This window comes from Colwellia sp. C1TZA3, from assembly GCF_007954265.1.
In the GTDB taxonomy this organism is placed as follows: Bacteria; Pseudomonadota; Gammaproteobacteria; order Enterobacterales; family Alteromonadaceae; genus Cognaticolwellia.
On the sequence record NZ_VOLS01000025.1, the window covers coordinates 12,066 to 32,148 of the forward strand.

Sequence of the window (20,083 nt, forward strand, 5' to 3'; positions counted from 1 at the left end):
TTAACTGATTTATTTAAAAAACAATCCTGTTGCTTTTAAGTACTTTAATTAGGAGTTTTCTGTTTCATGAAGAATTTATCAGCTTTAATCAATATTGTCTTACTTTCCTTAACAATTGCCATGGTAAGTCTACCTGCGCAGGCTAAATTACCTCCATCGTTCAATGGGCAAAATATGCCTAGTCTTGCACCTATGTTAGAACAAGTAACACCAGGGGTTGTACTCATTTCAGTACGTGGCACCCATGAAGTTGAACAGCGTGTGCCAGAAGCCTTCAAGTTTTTTTTTGGTAACCCACGACAGGGCCAAGGCCAACAAAAAGAGCGACAATTTCGTGGTTTAGGTTCAGGTGTCATTCTTGACGCTGACAAAGGCTATATTGTGACCAACAGCCATGTGGTTAATGATGCTGACGAAATCCAAATCACTTTAAAAGACGGCCGCCAACTTGATGCTAAAAAAATTGGTGGTGATGAGGCCAGTGATATCGCTTTATTGCAGATAGTAGCCGATGACCTTGTTGCAGTAAAAATAGCCGACTCTGACAACATACGAGTTGGCGATTTTGCTGTTGCTATAGGTAGCCCATTTGGCTTAGGTCAAACCGTTACCTCTGGTATTGTCAGCGCCTTAGGTCGCAGTGGTCTAAACGTTGAAAACTATGAAGATTTCATTCAAACCGATGCCGCGATCAATAGCGGTAACTCAGGTGGCGCTTTAATCAATTTACGTGGTGAACTTATCGGTATCAACACCGCTATTTTAGGCCCTAATGGTGGCAATGTTGGTATTGGTTTTGCCATTCCAAGTAACATGGTAGAAAACTTGGTTAACCAAATCATTGAGTTTGGCGAAGTACGACGCGGCGTTTTAGGTGTTGCCGGCCGTAGTGTCACCAGTGAAATTGCCAAAGCGATGGAACTTGATACTAACCAGGGTGGCTTTGTCGAACAAGTAATGCCAGATTCAGCCGCTGATGAAGCCGGTATTCGTGCCGGTGATGTTATTATTAAAATTAATGGCAAAATGATTAAAACCTTTAACGCACTTAGGGGTAAAATTGGCTCCATTGGCGCTGGGCAAACCATAAAAATTACCGTTATCAGAAAAGACGGTAAAGAGAGAACCTATGACGTTACTTTGAAAAAAGCTGACATGGCTAATATCGAAGCGGCGAGTTTACACCCTATGCTCGATGGTGCTGAACTAGAAAACAACAGTCAAAGTAATGCTATCAGTGTTGCTGAAGTTGCTGAAAACAGTCCTGCTGCTGCAGTAGGCTTGCGCAAAGGCGATGTTATTAATGGTATTAATCGCCAACGCATTAATAACATTGGTGAACTACGTAGTTACTTAAGTGATCATAAGGGCGTTTTTGCACTCAATGTGCAGCGGAACAATGCGTCATTATTCTTGATGATTCGCTAATACTTTTATCTTAGGGATTTTCATTATTTTCTGATAGCCGTTTATTAAATCCTAAGAACCAGCTTAAAAACTAAGCCTAAGCCTGTCAAACGACAGGCTTTTTTATAGTACTTATACCAGTTCCATTAAGTTTGTGATCTTGTTGTACGCAGGAAAAATAACTCAAGGTAAGGCGCTCGATTGAGCAATAGCTGGCTATTGGGATTGAGAGCAACACAGCCTTGAACTATTTTAACTAGTACAAGTGAGCAATAACTTAATGGGATTGGTATTATACCAAGTTGATTAATTAAGTGATCAACTTGATATTAACCACTAGCTTTGACGCTCAGCTAAATGAGCGATTTTTCGACAGGGCAAGTTATGTGTTATTATAGTTCACTTCTTTTTTATACTTCAACTAAGGCTTTTTATGAAATTAACTTCTTTCCAGTCAAAGGTATTGGCCGCACTTATTGCCATATTTGTATTATCCACTGTCATTTATTTCTACTCGTCAAAAGATAGCACGCTGCCAAAAATGACAGTACAAGAGAAAAAAGCCAGATTTAAAGCACTCATTATTCCAGCAGTAAACGATGTCTATGCTGATCTTATGCTGCGATATAACGAGGTTTCAACATCACTGGAATCAGGTAGTCATAGCGAAGAAATAGCCAAGCTGAAAGTAGAATATAAAGCAAAAAGCGATGCTGAACTTTTAATGGCACTGAAACCGCACCCTAAAAGTATTGCAATTGCACAAGCAGCGATGGAAAGCTCTTGGGCAACGTCTCGCTTCTTTAGAGAAGCTTATAATATCTTTGGTGTTTGGTCGTTTGATGAAGATGAACCCAGAATTGCTGCCCTTCAAAAACGGGGTGATAAAACTATTTGGGTCAAAGAATACTCATCAATAAAAGCCTCTGTTAGCGACTATTATCGAACCATTGCACGTGGTCGTGCCTTTAAAGAGTTTAGAAAATTAAAAATGAAAACTGATGACCCATTTGCTTTAGTTAAAAAATTAGACCGTTATTCTGAAAAAGGTGCAGAATATGGACATGAATTAACCTCAATTATTAAGTTTAATAAATTTCATCAACTGGATGCGATTAACTAAAGCACCGCTTAATTCAACTAATACTTAATGCAACTAATGCTTAATTCAAGTATTGTCGACCAAATTTTAGCGCGAAAATAAATATAAGTGCTATAACAACCATTGATGATGCTGTTATAGCTCACGCGCTAATATTTTGAGTTATTCGCGCAGCGGTTGCGGTTTTCCAACCGCATATCCCTGAACATAATTTACTCCCAAGGTCTTCAATACAGCTAGCGTCTGCTCATCTTCAACCCACTCAGCGATGGTTTGCATATCCATAACGTGGCCAACATCATTAACTGATTTTACCATCGCTAAATCGACGGGGTCTCGAGCACAGTCTTTGACAAAACTACCATCGATTTTTAAGTAATCCACCGGCAAGTTTTTCAAGTAACCAAAAGAAGACATACCTGAACCAAAATCATCTAGGGCAAAACGGCACCCCAAGGCTTTAAGGGTACTGATAAAGCGCTTAGCTTGTTGTATATTTCTTATCGCTGAGGTTTCTGTAATCTCAAAACAGAGTTTATCACACCATTGAGGATAAGCTTCTAAGCTACTTTTTAGAAACACTAAAAACGCCTCATCACTCAAAGATTGGGCAGAAATATTGATACTACAAAGCAATAACTCATTGAGTTCATCAGGGAATTGCTGGAAAAATTTAAGCGCGGAATTAAATACCCAACGATCGATCTGGATCATCATATTATAGCGCTCAGCCGCAGGTAAAAATGCCCCCGGGCCAACCAGTGTGCCATCATCAGCTTGCAAACGTAGTAATAGCTCGTAGTGCGTGCCAGCTTGAATTTCCCCCAGTGGCAGTATGGTTTGACGATAGAGTACAAAACTGTCGTTTTCCAATGCCGCAGTAATGCGAGCTACCCAGTGCATTTCGCCATGGCGCCTTGATGTTTCTTCATCATCTTCGGTATACACATGTACACGATTGCGACCGCCATCTTTAGCCATATAACAAGCCACATCTGCGGTACTTAAGCTCTGGCTGTGGTTTTCTGTATTTTTATCGATAACAACTAAACCAATACTGAGCCCTAAAGAAAAACTTTTGTCATGCCATATAAAGCGAAATTCATCCACTTGTTGGCGTAATATTTCAGCCGTATTTTCAGCCTGTGGTAAAGCACAATTCATCAATAGCACACCAAACTCGTCGCCGCCTAATCGAGCTAAGGTGTCACTGGCTCTTATGTGTGCTTGCAAGAGTGAAGTCAATTGCACTAACAACTCATCACCCGCTAAATGCCCACAAGTATCATTAACTATTTTAAATTGGTCTAAATCAATGTACAGCAAGCTGTGTTGGCAATCATCCGTACTAGCAACGGAGACAGCATGTTCAAGCCGTTCTTCAAATTCCATGCGATTGACTAAGCCAGTTAGCGAGTCATGTTTAGCTCTATGCTCTAACTTTTGCGTAATTAAATGCATCTCTGTGATGTCATGCAAAATCAGCACACAACCGATGGCCTGACCTAGTTTATTTTTAATCGACGTCACAGTGCATCGTAAACTATACTTTTGTGCACTTTTTAATAAACCCATGGTTGAAGAGCTGTCGCCAGACATCGCCTCGTCAATGCAATTTAATAAGCTTTCTTCCATCGAGTGTTGATTAGTCATATCCAATAAAGGCATCACCTGATATAGCAATTGCCCTTCAGCCTCTTGTGATGACCATTGGGTAATAGTTTCAGCAACTGGATTGAGATTATTGATCTTACCGTTTATGTCCATAGTGATCACGCCCTCACCAATCGATAATAAGGTAACCTGAGACAACTCTTTCTCGCGAAATAAAGCGCCCTGTGCTTCACTGAGTTGTTGATAGCGCTGTTGCAACTCGGTACGAGCCCGCAATAATATAAACATGATCCAAAAAACGCCAATAGCTAAACTAAAGGCTAGTAACGACAACACGATCATATCCCAACGCCACAACTGACTTTGATAACGTTCAAGTCGCAGGGCAATATTATAGCCCGGTGGCGACAATGCTACGGTTTGGCTAAAACGTATGTCCTCATTATCTTTTAATAAACTCCGATCAACCACCTGACCATCATTAGTGATCATGCTAACGCCAAATTGATGTAAAAATTCATGATTAACCACAGTTTTAAGTAAATTGGGTACTGAATAAACCCCAGCAAATAAGCCCATAAATTCATTGCCACGATAAACTGGCACCCAAACCTCAAAAGATGCAGGCCCCTGAATAGCAACAAATGGCTGAGTGTATATCGGCAAGCGTAACTCTTTCGCTAAGCGAGATGCACGGCGAGGTTCTTTAAGATCAATTTTAAGACCAATAATTTGTTCGTTTCCTGCTAGGGGAGCTACGTTACCAATGATAAATTGCGCATCAATCCAAGTAATATTGATCAACTCTGGATGGGTACTGACATAGTGACTCGCTCGCTGTTGAAATTCCTCACGGGTTAAGTTATCTGATGTACGTGCCATAGTTAATAGCCCAATATAATTAAGACTACCTTTTAAGCGTTTACGAATATCGACCCGAATAATTTCTGCTTTTTCGAGTAATTGCTGACGTTGCTCATTATTGATTGAATAGTAGCTTAGGCCTATGATGACAGCGCAAAGTAAAATAAAACTTCCAGCCAGTGCTGCTGGGCCAGTCCAGGTTAACTTATAAAGCATTTGTCTAAAAAAATAGATCAACAATACCATCGCCATGCAGGCTAAAATTACAATATTTGATATTAGCGTTAACGGTTTAGTGTCTTGTTTTATCACCAACTGCCAAACACTATTGGGTAAGTCAATATCAACCATTAAGGCTGTTTTTTCTGCCTCAGCAAACAAGTCATTATTGCCCCAAAATGCTGGCTGCCATATGTTATACCAGTTCCATTAAGTTTGTGATCTTGTTGTGCGCAGGAAAAATAACTCAAGGTAAGGCGCTCGATTGAGCAATAGCTGGCTATTGGGATTGAGAGCAACACAGCATTGAGCTATTTTAACTAGTACAAGTGAGCAATAACTTAATGGGATTGGTATTACCTACTTGTTTACGTAATGCGAGACTTTGCTCACCTGCCAAACTCAATAGATCGGTCTCTTGCAATAACTCATCCCAATCTAAGAGCAAGATGCTTAAGCCCCAGCTTTGTGTGCTCTGATTAGCATTATTTTTTATATTAACCGGTTGACGAACCACTAAAGCGAGCCCGCCCTGTCGCAAATTTAAGGGGCCTGAAATAGTGGCGGCATTACTCTGATAAGCCAATAATACGTCCGCTTTTCGATTTTCATCGGCCAGCAGATCATGCCCCAAAGCCGCTTTATTATTGGTCAAAGGATAAATATGTGATAAGACACTATTACGCGCCAATTGCAGGCTACGCAAACTTGGGTCGCGTTCAAACATAGTATGTGCAAACACTTCAAAATCAGACTGATCAAGTTCCGGTGATACCTGCACATAAGACTCAAGCTCATCGAGCATAAATAGCCGTGATTCAATACTGTCTTCAATCTTGTCAGCCATCAACGCAAGTTTTTGCTTAAGTATACTATTGCGCTCATCAGCCACGTTGGAGATGTAAATATTGCTAAGTAAAAATAGCAAACCAATAATTAAGGTGAGAAAAAATAAAAATTTACCTGACACACCAAAACGAGAAGGCTTTGATGGATGAATATCTTTCTGCGGTGATTCTTGCTGATCAAATGGTTTCAACAGCGGCTCCATTAGGCATGAAAATTACAAATAGCACTTTGAATTTCATCAATTTTTTACCTTATATTCAGCCACAATAGCATAAGTTTGCTTTACTGTATTAGCTAATAATGGTGATTAAAATTTTTGTTACCATTATTAACTGAAAAAATGAGTTGCCTGATTTAGCTCGATGCAGAATAGATATAGCGCTGAAGTGGCCCTTAATCAAATTGGTATAATACCAATTTGATTAATTAGGTGGCCTACTTTATATGCAGAGAAAACAACCCAATATAAGGCATTTATTTTAATAACTCACTGTTCAAGACAATAGGGCCTGCATTGTTTAATAAACGGCATCCATGCCGCGATAATGAGTAAATAAATAACGCCGTAGTGGCTTATTTTAACCAGGTGCAATGATCGGATAATTAGTGAGATTGGTATAAGGTATGGGCAAGCATATTATACCAGTTCCATTAAGTTTGTGATCTTGTTGTGCGCAGGAAAAATAACTCAAGGTAAGGCGCTCGATTGAGCAATAGCTGGCTATTAGGAGTGAGAGCAACACAGCATTGAGCTATTTTAACTAGTACAAGTGAGCAATAACTTAATGGGACTGGTATTATACCCACACTTTTAACGGTTCAAGTACAGCATAGGTATTTATCTTTTTATCGTAAAGTTTGTCTTGTGTTGTTTTGTCAGTGACGCTTGTTATGTAGCGAAGCAAGAATTTTCTCAAGGTTAGCGTGATAAAATCATGGCTTGATAATGCCTGCAAATGCTCTCTGACATCAAAATTTTCAGCTATTTAGCTAAAATTTAGTATTTCGGCTATTTAAACCAGACGAACCTCTCACTTATACTCAAAGTCAGCTTAGCGATTACCTAAGACAAAAACTTTATAACAACGAAGGGTTTATGTTAATCTATAAAAAATTAGACCAATAAAAATAATCCTGTTGAAAATTATCAATGCCCTAAAGTTTTTCCTTCGTTCAGCTAGCTACGGTGTCATGTTTGCGTTGGTTTTGTTGGTATTAATACCTGAGCTGCGTGAAAAAAACATACTACCTTGGCAGTTATTTACCAGCGTCGAGAAAACACAAGCTCCTTTGTCTTATGCAAAAGCGGTGCGTTTGGCCGGCCCTGCTGTAGTGAATATCTACTCTGAAGAAATTCAAGTAAACCCAACTTATGGCCGCCAACCGCGCAAAGTCACCCGCTTAGGCAGTGGCGTTATTATGCATAGTCAGGGTTATATTTTAACTAATTACCATGTGGTACAAAGCGCTGATTTAACCGTAGTGGTTTTACAACGAGGACAAGAGCTTCATGCCGAACTCATTGGTTATGATGTTTTGACCGATCTTGCGGTGTTAAAAGTACAGGCGAGTAATTTACCGGTTATCCCTCAAATTAGCACCTTAATATCGCAAGTTGGTGATGTGGTATTAGCCATTGGTAATCCGCTAAATTTAGGCCAAACCGTTACTCAAGGTATTGTTAGCGCAACCGGACAAAGTGGCCTAAGCACGAGCTATTTACAATTTTTACAAATGGATGCTGCCATTAATGAAGGTAATTCTGGTGGTGCTCTAATAAATTCTAATGGTGAGTTGGTCGGTATTAATTCAAGAAAATTTACCCAAGCGAATCCTAATCTCAATATTCAGGGCATATTTTTTGCGGTGCCTTATCAATTAGCACGCACGATCATGTTAAAAATAATTGAGCATGGTCGCGTGGTACGTGGCTGGCTTGGTGTTGAGGCTAACGATTCTGTTACCAACCTTAAAGGCTTTATTATTGGCGCAGTAACGCCGGAAAGTCCCGCCATGAAAGCCGGATTACAATCAGGTGATGTCGTCTATCAAATTGACGATATACGATTACAAAATGCAAAACAGGGCTTAGATGTTGTCGCTGAAGCGTCGCCAGGTTCAGTATTAAACTTTATGGTTTCTCGCGATAATCAACAGTTAACATTACCTGTCACTATTGTTGAAGTACCAAAGTAAACCCTGCGCGCCATTCATCAAACAAATAAAAATCCCAGCCAATTAGCTGGGATTTTTATCACTCACTGAACAGTTAATTAAGCTTATTTAACTGTAACGCGGGTGATGTTTGCGCCGAGTGCTTGCAGCTTATCTTCAATTTTTTGATAGCCACGATCAATATGGTAAATACGATCGACTTGTGTTTCAGTGTTCGCTACAAGCCCAGCAATCACTAAGCTTGCAGAGGCACGTAAATCAGTGGCCATCACTTGCGCACCATTTAGCTGCTCAACACCCGTGCTTGTTGCTACGTTGCCTTCTAGACTGATATTTGCTCCCATACGCTGTAATTCAGGCACATGCATAAAACGATTTTCAAAAATAGTTTCTGTTGTCGTTGCCGTGCCATCAGCTATAGCATTAAGTGCGACAAACTGCGCTTGCATATCGGTTGGAAATGCCGGATGAGGCGCGGTGCAGATATCAACCGCTTTTGGCCTTGAGGTCATTTCTAGCTCTATCCAATCATCACCGCTGGTGATAACTGCGCCAGCTTCTTTTAGCTTAGCCAATACTGCATCTAAGGCTTTAGGATCGGTGTTTAAACATTTCACTTTACCTTGAGTGACAGCCGCTGCAACTAAAAATGTACCGGTTTCTATTCTATCGGGCATCACTGAATAACTTTCACCACGGAGTTTTTCAACACCGCTGATCGTTAGGGTATCAGTGCCTGCACCTGAAACTTTAGCACCCATACTATTTAAACAGTGGGCTAAATCGACAATTTCAGGCTCACGCGCTGCATTTTCGATAATAGTGCTGCCATCAGCCAGGGCCGCAGCCATCATTAGATTTTCAGTTCCGGTCACACTAACTATGTCCATAGGGATAGTCGCGCCTTTGAGGCGGCCAGTGTTACGCGCAATGATGTAACCATTTTCAACTGCTATATCAGCGCCCATCAACTTTAAACCATCGATATGCAAATTGACCGGTCGCGCGCCAATGGCACAGCCGCCGGGTAAGGACACTTCAGCATGACCAAAGCGGGCAAGTAAAGGCCCTAAAACCAAAATAGAAGCGCGCATAGTTTTCACTAATTCATATGACGCACGGCAATGCTCAATGCTACTAGCATCAATCATCAAGCTACTTTCACTAAGCCACTGGCATTTAGCACCTAATTGTGACAAAAGTTTAATCGTCGTTTCTATATCATTAAGTTTCGGAACATTGGCAAAAGTAACCGGTGTTTCTGAGAGCAATGCCGACATTAGAATAGGTAATGCCGCATTTTTTGCACCTGAAATAGTCACTTCGCCATGTAGTGGTTGCCCACCAATAATTTTAAATGCGTCCAAGAGTATATTCTTTTAGGTCGGTGTGAATTAAAGGGGTAGGTTAAACATTTTTTCACGGCGCCAGTCAGACGTTGTGAAGGTTTTAATCGATACCGCGTGAATGACACCTTCATTAATAATTTTCGCTAAAGGTGCATAAATTGTTTGTTGTTTTTTCACTCGGCTTAAGTCACCTAAAAAGTCAGCAACGGCAATTACTTTACATTGTGAACCATCAAATGCGACATGAATTTCGTCTAATTCAACGGCATCGGTAATTAGCTTTTCTATATCTTTTACTTCCACTTTTTGCTCCAAATAGCGTGTAGATTAAGGGGTTTCTATCGGCAGTAATGTATCAACTGCACTTAACTTTGCCAACTGTAATAAATCTTCGGGTAAATTAACCAAACTGATATGACAAGCTTTACTGGCCGCTAGTTCAATTAATAATAAAAGCCATGCCAAGCCTGCGGTGTCAATTTGACTCACCTTGGCCAAATCAATAATGATTCGTTCATTATTAACTAATTTACGGTATTTTTTATCAAATACAGGCGTTATTGTAGCACGGGTTAACGCACCACTAAAAATCGCTGTTTGCTCTGCTTGTTGGACTTCTATCATTTTAATCTACTAACAACCTTATAATACGCTATTTTATTGCTATGCTTTGCAAAAGTTAAGTTTTACGACTTAAAAACAATGCTCCTTGCACTTTTTTCTTTCAGCATTTCGGTGACATGCGTTAAGCCTTTTTGACGGATCAGACTACTTAACTCCGCTTGTTTGCTGTCAAGTAAGCTGACACCTTCGGCTACCATATCATAAGCTTTCCAGTCGCCGGTTTTTTTATGTTTACGTACCCGGAAAGAGATATTAATTGGACCACGACCTGGCTCTATCACACGCGTATCGACAGACACTACACGATTTTTAGCAAAGTCTTCTGCCGGTGCAAATTCGACCTCTTGGTTATTGTATAGGGTAAAAACCTGCGCATAAGCGGTAATAAGGTACTCTCGAAATGCCGGTACAAACTCAGCTCGGTCCGCTTTATTAGTTTTTTTGAAGTTGCTACCAATAACTTTATAAGCGGCATATTGATAATTTATATACGGCATTAATTCTTCGCGAACGATGGTTTTCAATAAATTAGGCTCGGCACGTATCGCCAGTTGTTCGTTAGCAAAACGCTTAAAAGTGATCTCAGCAACCGTTTTAATCATTTTATAAGGGTCTTTTTTATCAACATTTCCTGTGGCGCTGACCGATATCGACAAAGCTAAAAGTGCTAAACAAAAAAAGCATTTTTTCATCATATTATTCATCATTAATCACCACTGCCCTGGCTGAATAAAAATTGACCGATCAGTTCTTCTAATATCAATGCCGGCTTGGTATCTTCAATATAATCACCGGGTTGCAATATCTCAACTGAACTATGAATAAAGCCAGGTAACAAACCAATGTACTGTTCACCTAATAAACCTGCCGTTAAGATTGACACTGAAGTTGCTTCTGAGAAATTCTTATACTGGGCAAAAATTTCTAAAGTCACTAGCGGCGTATAATCTTCACTATCTAATGAAATGGCACTAACGCGACCCACTACCACACCACCAACTTTTATTGGCGAGCGAACTTTTAAGCCGCCAATGTTGTCAAATTTTGCATATAACTGATAAGTGTTGCCATTACCTGTAATACCGCTGTCAGCTACTTTTAGTGCTAGCATTAACAATGCCGCAATACCAATTGCAGCAAATAGTCCAACCAATAATTCTATTTTTTTCGACACCATGTCTTCCACCAAATTCAAATAATATTTAACTAAATAACCGCTATAACCTTTTTACCAAGATTAACTTGTAAACATAATCGCGGTTAAGACAAAATCTAATCCTAAAACAAGCAGCGACGATTGCACTACGGTTGAAGTTGTTGCTCGGCTGATACCTTCAGAGGTTGGCTCACAAGCATAACCTTTATAAACCGCAATCCAAGTCACTACAAAAGCAAAGACTAAACTTTTGATAATGCCATTTAAAATGTCTTTTTCAAATGAAACTTGCGACTGCATTACCGACCAAAAAGTACCACTATCAACACCTAACCAATCAACACCAACCAAATGTGCCCCTAAAATACCCACTGCAGAAAATATGGCCGCTAACAGTGGCAAACTGATAAAACCAGCCCAAAAGCGCGGTGCAATGATACGACGCAAAGGGTCTACCGCCATCATTTCAAGACTAGAGAGTTGCTCTGTTGCTTTCATTAAACCTATTTCAGCGGTCAGCGCAGAGCCTGCTCGACCAGCAAACAGTAAGGCAGCAACCACTGGGCCTAATTCACGTAATAACGACAAGGCTACCATAGGTCCTAAGCTAGCTTCAGCGCCAAAATCAACCAGAATAGTATAGCCCTGTAAAGCCAGTACCATGCCGATAAACAAACCCGAAACAACAATAATAACTAAAGATAATACGCCAACTGAATACAATTGGTTCAACAGCAAAGGAAAACCTTTGCGTGGGTTTGGTATATGACAGAGTGCGGATGCTAGCATCAACAAAGCTCTACCTAAGCCTGATATTTGTTCGATAATGCTACGACCCAAAATTTGCAGCTGATTCACTTCTCGACACCTCGACCAATTAATTCTTCACTATATGACGCCGCAGGATAATGAAATGGCACTGGGCCATCGGCTTCACCTTTAACAAATTGCTGAACTAACGGTGACGTATGCGCGTAAATTTCTTCCGGCGTACCTTGACCAATAATTTTTTGCTCGGCAATAATATAAATATAATCAGCAATGCTCATCGCTTCTGGCACATCATGAGAAACCACCACAGAGGTTAATCCCAAAGCATCACCTAGTTGATGAATGAGCCGGACAATCACGCCCATAGAAATAGGGTCTTGGCCAGCAAAGGGCTCATCGTAAAGAATGAGTTCAGGGTCAAGCGCAATTGAGCGAGCTAATGCTGCTCGACGCGCCATACCACCAGAGAGCTCACTTGGGCGTAAATTTCTTGCACCCCGTAAACCCACCGCTTCTAATTTCATTAGCACCATTTTTTCAATAATGTCTTCTGATAACTGGGTATGCTCGCGTATAGGAAAGGCAATATTGTCGTAAACACTCATATCAGTAAACAACGCACCACTTTGAAATAGCATACTCATACGTTTACGTATTTCATATAAAGCACTACGAGACAGTTTAGGAATGTCGTGGCCATCGAAAAGGATCTGCCCAGACTCTGGTTTAATTTGACCACCAATTAGACGCAATAACGTTGTTTTACCAATACCACTTGGGCCCATTATTGCAGTAACTTTACCTTTAGGAATAGACAAACTGATGCCATCATAAATAACACGTTCGTTACGCTTAAAGGTCATGTTTTTGATATCAACTAAAATTTCAGACATATCGCTTGGAATAACATCACTGTTAATTATTGTTTTATGTAGCAGAATTCTACCGCAGCGCAACACCTCAGTCATTACAAATTCACAACTATTTAGCGTTAAAAGAGTAACCAAAAGTATATAAATGTAACGCAAGTGTAAAATTAGCATTATGCATAAGCCTTTTTCTTGGCTTAGTTATTTTATTGTGAATCCACGTGCCAATAATATCAGAAAAAGTTTATAATGCTTCTCGCTCAGGTTATGTTAGAAAAATGAATATTAATTAATTGTCATCGTTTACTATCAGTGGTTTATAATTCCTCTTTATCTTTCATCAATTAGCACAAACATTATTTATTTGCCTTAGCCAAACAGGAGTTTTGAATGTTGACCCAAATTTTGATCTTATTACTTTCACTAATCACCTTAGTGTGGAGTGCAGACAAATTTGTATTTGGTGCCTCAGCATTAGCAAAAAATCTGGGTGTTTCTCCGATGATAATTGGCTTAACCATTGTTGCCATCGGCTCTTCAGCACCTGAAATTATGATAGCGGTCACCGCTTCTTTACAAGGTAATGTCAATACTGCCGTCGGTAATGCTATTGGCTCAAATATTACCAACATTGCATTAGTCTTAGGCTTAACCGCACTATTTCATCCTTTATCGGTTTCCTCAACGACCATCAAACGTGAAATCCCTCTTATGCTCATCATCACGGCTATCGCTACTTATATGTTAGCCGACAGTAACTTTAGTTTTAATGAAGGTTTGATGCTGATTGTCAGCTTTGTACTTTATCTCGCTACCTTGCTTGTCGTCACGTTAAGGCGTGCAAAAAAAAAATCTATCAACGATAAAATGGTTTTAGCAGCAGAACAAGCAGTGCCTGATGGGATCAGCACTAAACACTCGGTGATCTGGTTAGTTGTCGGTATAATATTACTGCCACTCAGTGCTAGCTTTCTGGTCGATTCATCGATATTTATTGCTAAAGCTTTTGGTATTAGTGATTTGGTCATCGGCTTAACAGTTATTGCTATTGGCACTAGCCTGCCTGAGTTAGCCGCTAGTATTATGAGTATCATCAAAAAAGAAGATGATTTAGCGCTTGGTAATATTATTGGCTCCAATATCTTTAATATACTTGCTGTTTTATCATTAGCTGGCTTAATTGCCCCCGGTGATATCGATCATGCCGCCGCGGTGCGTGACGCGCCATTTATGCTGGCAACAACCTTCTTATTATTCGTCCTTTGTTTTGGTCGAGGTGGAAAGTTTCGCATCACACGAGCGAAAGGGTTACTATTATTAGCTGTATTTATTGGCTATCAAATATTACTTTTTAGTCAAATTAACACGTAACAAATGGTTTGTAGCAATGAAAAACTTTAAACAATTAGCACTAAATGTCATCAACATTGAACAGCAAGCTATCGCACAATTGTCACAATTTATTGACGACGACTTTGCTCAAGCCTGCGAATTAATGTTTAATTGTCGGGGCCGTGTTATCGTAATCGGTATGGGGAAGTCAGGGCATATTGGTGGCAAAATTGCCGCTACCTTAGCAAGTACCGGCACACCGGCATTTTTTGTTCACCCAGGTGAAGCAAGCCACGGCGATCTCGGCATGGTGACTGCAGCTGATGTGGTACTGACCATTTCTAATTCTGGCGAAACCGGCGAAGTATTAGCTATTATTCCAGTCCTAAAGCGTATCGGGACAAAACTTATCGCTATGACAGGCAACCCTGGGTCTACGCTCGCTAAGCTTGCCGATAGCCATGTTTGTGTAAAAGTGTCACAAGAAGCTTGCCCTTTAGGGTTAGCGCCAACCTCTAGCACCACAGCAACCTTAGTTATGGGCGATGCCCTAGCGGTTGCTCTATTGAATGCGCGTGGTTTTACCGCAGATGATTTTGCCTTGTCTCACCCTGGTGGTAGCTTAGGTAAAAGGCTATTATTACGCTTGACAGATATCATGCACAAAGACGATCGCCTACCAAGGGTAAGTCATAACGCTAAAATAAAAGATGCCTTAGTTGAAATGTCACTTAAAGGCTTAGGTATGACCGCTGTTGTTGACGCAAATAATAGTTTAATAGGCCTGTTTACCGATGGTGATTTACGGCGTATTTTAGACGAAGAAATTAATATTCACCAAGACAGTATTACTAGCGTAATGACTAAAAACCCTTTGGTGGCTCAGCAAGATATGTTGGCGGCTGAAGCACTAAAAATCATGGAAGACAAAAAAATTAATGGCTTAATTATTGTTGACGAGAATAACCAACCCATTGGTGCTATGAACATGCATGACTTATTAAAATCTGGAGTGTTATAAAGTTGAACAGTTTATACGGAAAAGTAGCGCTAGATGTTTGGCAAAAAGCGCAAAACATTAAACTCTTTGTTTGTGATATAGACGGCGTTTTCTCAGATGGTCGTATTTATTTAGGCAATAATGGTGAAGAATTAAAAGCCTTTCATACCAAAGATGGTTATGGCGTTAAAGCTTTAGGTGCAAGCGGCGTTGATGTAGCGGTGATCACTGGCAGAAAATCTACTATCGTGCAAACCCGTATGACAGCATTAAATGTTAAGCACATAGTTCAAGGCGAAGAAAATAAGCTGCCCGCATTAAAAGCCATGATCGCTTCATTAAAGTTAACAGCTGACCAAGTGGCTTACATTGGCGATGATATGCCAGATTTCGACTGCCTTCACTATGTCGGTTTGAGTATTGCGGTTAATGACGCGCACCCTGCAATATTAAAGCTGTGTGACTATATAACTTATACGCGTGGTGGTTTTGGCGCTGTGCGCGAAACTTGCGATCTTATTATGCAGAGCCAAAACACCTTAGCTGATGCTACGGGCGCTAGCCTATGAATCGCATATACTTAGTCAGTATAAGCTTATTTTTATTGGCTTTAACTACCTATGGCTTACTTGAATGGTATGGCGCAAAAGAAGAAACCAGCAATATTCTCGATACCGCTAATAACCCTGAATTTATTGCTGAAAACCTTAACAGTGATGTCTATAAAGCCTCTGGGGCATTATCTTATAATGTTGAAGCAAAACGCATGGAACATTATGCTGAATTAGGGGTCACACACTTCGATTACCCACGCTATACCTTATACCCAAGGAACAACAAACCTACTTGGCAAATAACAGCTAATGAAGGCACCTTGTATAACAACAATCGTGTGAAATTAGCAAATCGCGTACGTTTAATCGCCACTGATAAAGAAAGTTTGATACAAGAAGTGCATGGGAAAAATTTAGAAATGGACTTAAAAACTAATATTATCAGCTCAGAGCAAACTATCTTAATATTAGGTAAAGGATTTACTATGTATGGCTCAGGATTAATTGTAGACTTAAACACAACACAGATGACGTTGACCGAACATGTACAAACTATTTATAAAAAAATTAAAAAATAACTTATTGTGCCTCACCACATTAGCATTATTAGTGCCTGTCGCAAGTGCAGAAAAATTTGACGTAGAACAAGAGATTAAAATATCTTCTTCACGCCAAGCTGCCGATCTGAAAAATAAAATATTCAGTTATATTGATAATGTCATTATTTCTCAAGGCACACTAACAATACATGCTGAATTAGTACAGGTGATCACCCAAGAAAAAAGTGACAGCAAAATTTATATTGCCAAAGGCTCACCGGCGACCTTTGAACAAACGCTTCAAGATGGCAGCCCAATCAATTTACAAGCCAATGAAATCCGTTATGAACCTAGTATGAATACCGTGGTTATTTCCGGCAATGCCTTACTTAGCCAAGAAGGCAGTAAAGTCAGTGGCAGCAAAATCACCTATAATTTTGCCACTGAATATGTCAATGCCGAAAGCCTAGAAAATGCTAAAGTTGAAACGGTATTACAGCCAAAGAACAAAAATGAATTACCTATAAAATCAAAGGATAAGCAAGAGTAAATGTCAACTTCAACATTATCAGCAAACGGCCTTGCCAAGTCTTATAAAGGTAGAAAAGTTGTTAAAAACGTCAGTATGCACGTCTCAGCTGGACAAATTGTTGGCTTATTAGGGCCAAATGGCGCAGGTAAAACCACCTCCTTTTATATGATTGTTGGCTTAGTGAATAACGACAGTGGCTCAATTGTCTTAAATGATGAAGATATCACCTTACTGCCCATGCACGAACGCGCCAGAAAAGGTATCGGTTATTTACCACAAGAAGCGTCTATTTTTCGCAAGTTGTCTGTTAATGACAACATCATGGCCATTTTACAAACACGTAAATCACTCAGTGACGTTGACCGGCAAGAAAAGCTTGAACATTTATTAGAAGAGTTCAACATAGGCCATATCAAAGATAACTTAGGCATGAGTTTATCTGGCGGTGAACGCCGACGAGTTGAGATAGCACGGGCATTAGCCGCAGATCCTAAATTTATCCTATTGGATGAACCCTTTGCCGGTGTTGATCCTATTTCGGTAGGTGATATAAAAAAAATTATCCTACACTTAAAAGAGCGGGGCATCGGTATTTTGATCACCGACCACAATGTACGAGAAACACTCGATGTTTGTGAGCATGCTTATATCGTTAGTCATGGTGAACTAATCGCCGAAGGTAATTCAAAGCAAATTCTTGCAAATCAACATGTAAGAGATGTATACCTTGGTGAACAATTCACGCTATAGTGCATAACACTTATTGAATTAATGAATTTGAACAGGGAAAAGAAAACGTAAATGCGTCCTACTCTGCAACTCCGTATCGGACAACAGTTAACGATGACCCCGCAATTGCAGCAGGCGATCAAACTGTTGCAATTATCAACTTTGGATCTTCAACTAGAAATTCAAGAAGCGCTTGAAAGTAATCCTTTGCTTGAAGTTGACGAAACGCACGATAACAATTCAGAAAGTACCCCTGATCATTTAGAAGAAGCTTATTCCGTAGGTGTAGGCGAAAGCTCAAAAATAACGTCCTCCGATGGCAGCGAAGATTCTACGCCCTCGATAGATGAAATTAGCTCCTCAGAAGGTTTAGCAAAAACTGACATCCCCGAAGAGCTAAACAGCGATAGTACATGGGATGATAATTTTAGTGCCGGTGTTGCTAGTGGTGGTGTTGGCCATGCATCAGAAGACTACACTTATCAAGGCGAAACAAAAGACTCATTACAAGATCACCTGATTTGGCAGATGGAACTAACACCCTTTAGTGACACTGACAGAACCATTGCCATTGCCATTATTGAAGCGATAGATGAAGCTGGGTACTTAACGGTTTCAGCCGAAGAGATATTAGAAAGTGTCGGTATTGACGGTGTAGAGCTTGATGAAATTGAAGTGGTGTTAAAGCGTATTAACGTGTTTGATCCCGTTGGTGTTGCCGCCCGTTCAATTCCTGAATGTTTACGTATTCAGCTCAATCAATTTGCTCAAGATACCCCTTGGTTAGCGGAAAGCAAATTAGCTGTTAGCGAGTATATTGACTTGCTCGGCAATCGCGATTATCGACAACTAATGCGTAAATTACGCTTGAAAGAAGAGCAATTACGCGAAGTTATCCGCCTAATACAAAGTTTAGATCCCCGCCCGGGTGATAGTGTTATTAAAAGTGAAGAGCAATATGTTATCCCAGATGTGTCTGTTGAAAAGAAAAACGGCCGCTGGACGGTAGAACTCAATCCTGACACTGCACCTAAACTATCAGTTAATCAGCAGTACGCCGCGATGTCTCGGTCAATGAAGTCGTCGACTGACAATCAATTTATTCGCTCTAACTTGCAAGAAGCCAAGTGGTTTATTAAAAGTTTAGAAAGTCGCAACGATACGCTATTAAAGGTTTCAAATTGCATTGTGCAACGCCAACAAGGCTTTTTTGAACATGGACCTGAATCCATGCGCCCTATGGTGTTGAACGATATTGCCGAAGCGGTAGATATGCATGAATCAACCATTTCTCGTGTTACCACACAAAAATATATGCACACGCCTCGAGGAATTTTTGAGCTTAAATACTTTTTTTCTAGCCACGTAAGTACCGAAAACGGCGGCGAATGTTCATCAACAGCTATTCGAGAATTAATTAAAAAGCTTGTGGCTGCCGAAGTACCTGCAAAGCCACTAAGCGACAGTAAAATGGCCGATATTTTAGCAGAACAAGGTATACAAGTGGCAAGGCGTACCATTGCAAAGTATCGAGAATCGCTTGCTATACCGCCATCAAACCAACGTAAAAGCCTATTGTAGGCAGTTTTATTTAGCCAATAAAGAGGATTGAAATCTATGCAAATTAATCTTACTGGACACCATGTCGATGTTACCGATTCATTACGTGATTATGTCAATGGCAAGTTTGAAAAACTAGAGCGTCATTTTGATCATATCAATAATGTCCATGTCGTATTAACCGTAGAAAAACAGAATCAGATTGCCGAATCAACAGTGCACCTAAGTGGCACAGAAGTTCATGCTAAGGCACAACATAGCGACATGTATGCATCGATTGATGCATTAATTGATAAGCTAGATCGCCAAATCTTGAAATATAAAGGCAAAATCAACAAACATTAGCGCCATATCGCTATAGGTCTTAGAAGTTTATGAAGTTGCAAGACATCTTAACCCTGGACTGCACTATATGTGCAGCACCAGGTGCCAGTAAAAAACGTATATTAGAATATTTAAGTCGCTTGGCTGCCGATAAACTCGACAGCCATGATACTTTTCAGCTCCTAGAAAGCTTAGTTAAGCGCGAGAGAATGGGCTCAACAGGTATAGGTAATGGTATTGCCATACCTCATGGCCGTCTCAACAATGCGACACCGACGAAACCTATTGCCGTGGTTATTACCACAGAACAGGCGATTAATTTTGACGCTATTGATCATCGTCCCGTCGATATTTTCATTGCCTTATTTGTTCCTGAAGAACAATGTCAGAGCCACTTGAGTACGCTGCAAAGTATCGCAAAAATCTTTCGTGAAAAACAATTTTGCAAGCAAGTGCGTAAATGCAAAAGCAATCAAGAACTGTTTCAGTTAATCCAACAAGCGAGTTAAACACG

At 40.2% G+C, this 20,083-nt stretch carries 21 protein-coding genes; 12 read left to right on the forward strand and 9 right to left on the reverse strand.

The window, feature by feature from the left end; all coding sequences use genetic code 11:
• Positions 1-66: 66 nt before the first annotated feature.
• Both ESZ39_RS09090 and ESZ39_RS09095 read left to right on the forward strand, forming a co-directional pair.
• Positions 67-1,428: a Do family serine endopeptidase gene (locus ESZ39_RS09090; RefSeq protein ID WP_146879599.1), complete on the forward strand. Its 1,362-nt coding sequence runs from the start codon at positions 67-69 to the stop codon at positions 1,426-1,428.
• A 412-nt stretch (positions 1,429-1,840) separates the two neighbouring features.
• A complete protein-coding gene (locus tag ESZ39_RS09095) occupies positions 1,841-2,530 on the forward strand; it encodes a glucosaminidase domain-containing protein (protein WP_146879600.1) in 690 nt (229 codons plus the stop codon).
• Positions 2,531-2,671: 141 nt separating this feature from the next.
• Here ESZ39_RS09095 and ESZ39_RS09100 read toward each other — a convergent pair whose 3' ends face one another.
• Both ESZ39_RS09100 and ESZ39_RS09105 read right to left on the reverse strand, forming a co-directional pair.
• Positions 2,672-5,338, reverse strand: coding sequence for an EAL domain-containing protein (locus ESZ39_RS09100; RefSeq protein ID WP_146879601.1), 2,667 nt, complete (start codon positions 5,336-5,338; stop codon positions 2,672-2,674).
• A gap of 184 nt (positions 5,339-5,522) precedes the next feature.
• Entirely contained in the window at positions 5,523-6,245 is a 723-nt protein-coding gene (locus ESZ39_RS09105; protein WP_191321740.1) for a CHASE domain-containing protein, read from the reverse strand.
• A 947-nt stretch (positions 6,246-7,192) separates the two neighbouring features.
• On the opposite strand from ESZ39_RS09105, the gene ESZ39_RS09110 reads away from it, so the two are divergent.
• On the forward strand, positions 7,193-8,251 hold the full coding sequence (locus ESZ39_RS09110) for a trypsin-like peptidase domain-containing protein (protein ID WP_223270312.1): 1,059 nt from the start codon (positions 7,193-7,195) through the stop codon (positions 8,249-8,251).
• 83 nt (positions 8,252-8,334) lie between these two features.
• Here ESZ39_RS09110 and murA read toward each other — a convergent pair whose 3' ends face one another.
• From murA to mlaF, 7 genes are all read right to left on the reverse strand, one after another.
• Complete coding sequence (gene murA / locus ESZ39_RS09115) at positions 8,335-9,597, reverse strand: UDP-N-acetylglucosamine 1-carboxyvinyltransferase (protein WP_146879603.1); 1,263 nt, start codon at positions 9,595-9,597, stop codon at positions 8,335-8,337.
• 27 nt (positions 9,598-9,624) lie between these two features.
• The gene (locus ESZ39_RS09120) at positions 9,625-9,882 is read right to left on the reverse strand and encodes a BolA family protein (protein WP_146879604.1); all 258 of its coding nucleotides are present in this window, start codon (positions 9,880-9,882) and stop codon (positions 9,625-9,627) included.
• 24 nt (positions 9,883-9,906) lie between these two features.
• A complete protein-coding gene (locus tag ESZ39_RS09125; RefSeq protein ID WP_146879605.1) occupies positions 9,907-10,203 on the reverse strand; it encodes a lipid asymmetry maintenance protein MlaB in 297 nt (98 codons plus the stop codon).
• 62 nt (positions 10,204-10,265) lie between these two features.
• Positions 10,266-10,910, reverse strand: coding sequence for an ABC transporter substrate-binding protein (locus ESZ39_RS09130; RefSeq protein WP_223270313.1), 645 nt, complete (start codon positions 10,908-10,910; stop codon positions 10,266-10,268).
• Complete coding sequence (gene mlaD / locus ESZ39_RS09135) at positions 10,910-11,380, reverse strand: outer membrane lipid asymmetry maintenance protein MlaD (protein ID WP_146879606.1); 471 nt, start codon at positions 11,378-11,380, stop codon at positions 10,910-10,912. The genes ESZ39_RS09130 and mlaD overlap by 1 nt, the downstream gene beginning before the upstream one ends.
• Before the next feature lie 60 nt (positions 11,381-11,440).
• Complete coding sequence (mlaE, locus tag ESZ39_RS09140; RefSeq protein WP_146879607.1) at positions 11,441-12,217, reverse strand: lipid asymmetry maintenance ABC transporter permease subunit MlaE; 777 nt, start codon at positions 12,215-12,217, stop codon at positions 11,441-11,443.
• Positions 12,214-13,023: a phospholipid ABC transporter ATP-binding protein MlaF gene (gene mlaF, locus ESZ39_RS09145; protein WP_146879638.1), complete on the reverse strand. Its 810-nt coding sequence runs from the start codon at positions 13,021-13,023 to the stop codon at positions 12,214-12,216. Before mlaF ends, mlaE begins: the two co-directional genes overlap by 4 nt.
• Before the next feature lie 366 nt (positions 13,024-13,389).
• On the opposite strand from mlaF, the gene ESZ39_RS09150 reads away from it, so the two are divergent.
• The 9 genes from ESZ39_RS09150 to ptsN are packed head-to-tail and all read left to right on the forward strand — an operon-like array spanning position 13,390 to position 20,078.
• Positions 13,390-14,370: a calcium/sodium antiporter gene (locus ESZ39_RS09150; protein ID WP_146879608.1), complete on the forward strand. Its 981-nt coding sequence runs from the start codon at positions 13,390-13,392 to the stop codon at positions 14,368-14,370.
• A 16-nt stretch (positions 14,371-14,386) separates the two neighbouring features.
• Complete coding sequence (locus tag ESZ39_RS09155; RefSeq protein WP_146879609.1) at positions 14,387-15,352, forward strand: KpsF/GutQ family sugar-phosphate isomerase; 966 nt, start codon at positions 14,387-14,389, stop codon at positions 15,350-15,352.
• Complete coding sequence (gene kdsC / locus ESZ39_RS09160; protein ID WP_411266870.1) at positions 15,349-15,900, forward strand: 3-deoxy-manno-octulosonate-8-phosphatase KdsC; 552 nt, start codon at positions 15,349-15,351, stop codon at positions 15,898-15,900. The genes ESZ39_RS09155 and kdsC overlap by 4 nt, the downstream gene beginning before the upstream one ends.
• On the forward strand, positions 15,897-16,463 hold the full coding sequence (lptC, locus tag ESZ39_RS09165) for an LPS export ABC transporter periplasmic protein LptC (protein WP_146879611.1): 567 nt from the start codon (positions 15,897-15,899) through the stop codon (positions 16,461-16,463). Before kdsC ends, lptC begins: the two co-directional genes overlap by 4 nt.
• Before the next feature lie 31 nt (positions 16,464-16,494).
• Entirely contained in the window at positions 16,495-16,974 is a 480-nt protein-coding gene (gene lptA / locus ESZ39_RS09170) for a lipopolysaccharide transport periplasmic protein LptA (protein ID WP_191321741.1), read from the forward strand.
• Positions 16,975-17,706: an LPS export ABC transporter ATP-binding protein gene (lptB, locus tag ESZ39_RS09175; protein ID WP_146879613.1), complete on the forward strand. Its 732-nt coding sequence runs from the start codon at positions 16,975-16,977 to the stop codon at positions 17,704-17,706.
• A 51-nt stretch (positions 17,707-17,757) separates the two neighbouring features.
• Complete coding sequence (locus ESZ39_RS09180) at positions 17,758-19,266, forward strand: RNA polymerase factor sigma-54 (RefSeq protein ID WP_146879614.1); 1,509 nt, start codon at positions 17,758-17,760, stop codon at positions 19,264-19,266.
• Positions 19,267-19,302: 36 nt separating this feature from the next.
• Entirely contained in the window at positions 19,303-19,590 is a 288-nt protein-coding gene (gene hpf / locus ESZ39_RS09185) for a ribosome hibernation promoting factor (RefSeq protein ID WP_146879615.1), read from the forward strand.
• A 29-nt stretch (positions 19,591-19,619) separates the two neighbouring features.
• Complete coding sequence (gene ptsN, locus ESZ39_RS09190; protein WP_146879616.1) at positions 19,620-20,078, forward strand: PTS IIA-like nitrogen regulatory protein PtsN; 459 nt, start codon at positions 19,620-19,622, stop codon at positions 20,076-20,078.
• Positions 20,079-20,083: the final 5 nt, after the last annotated feature.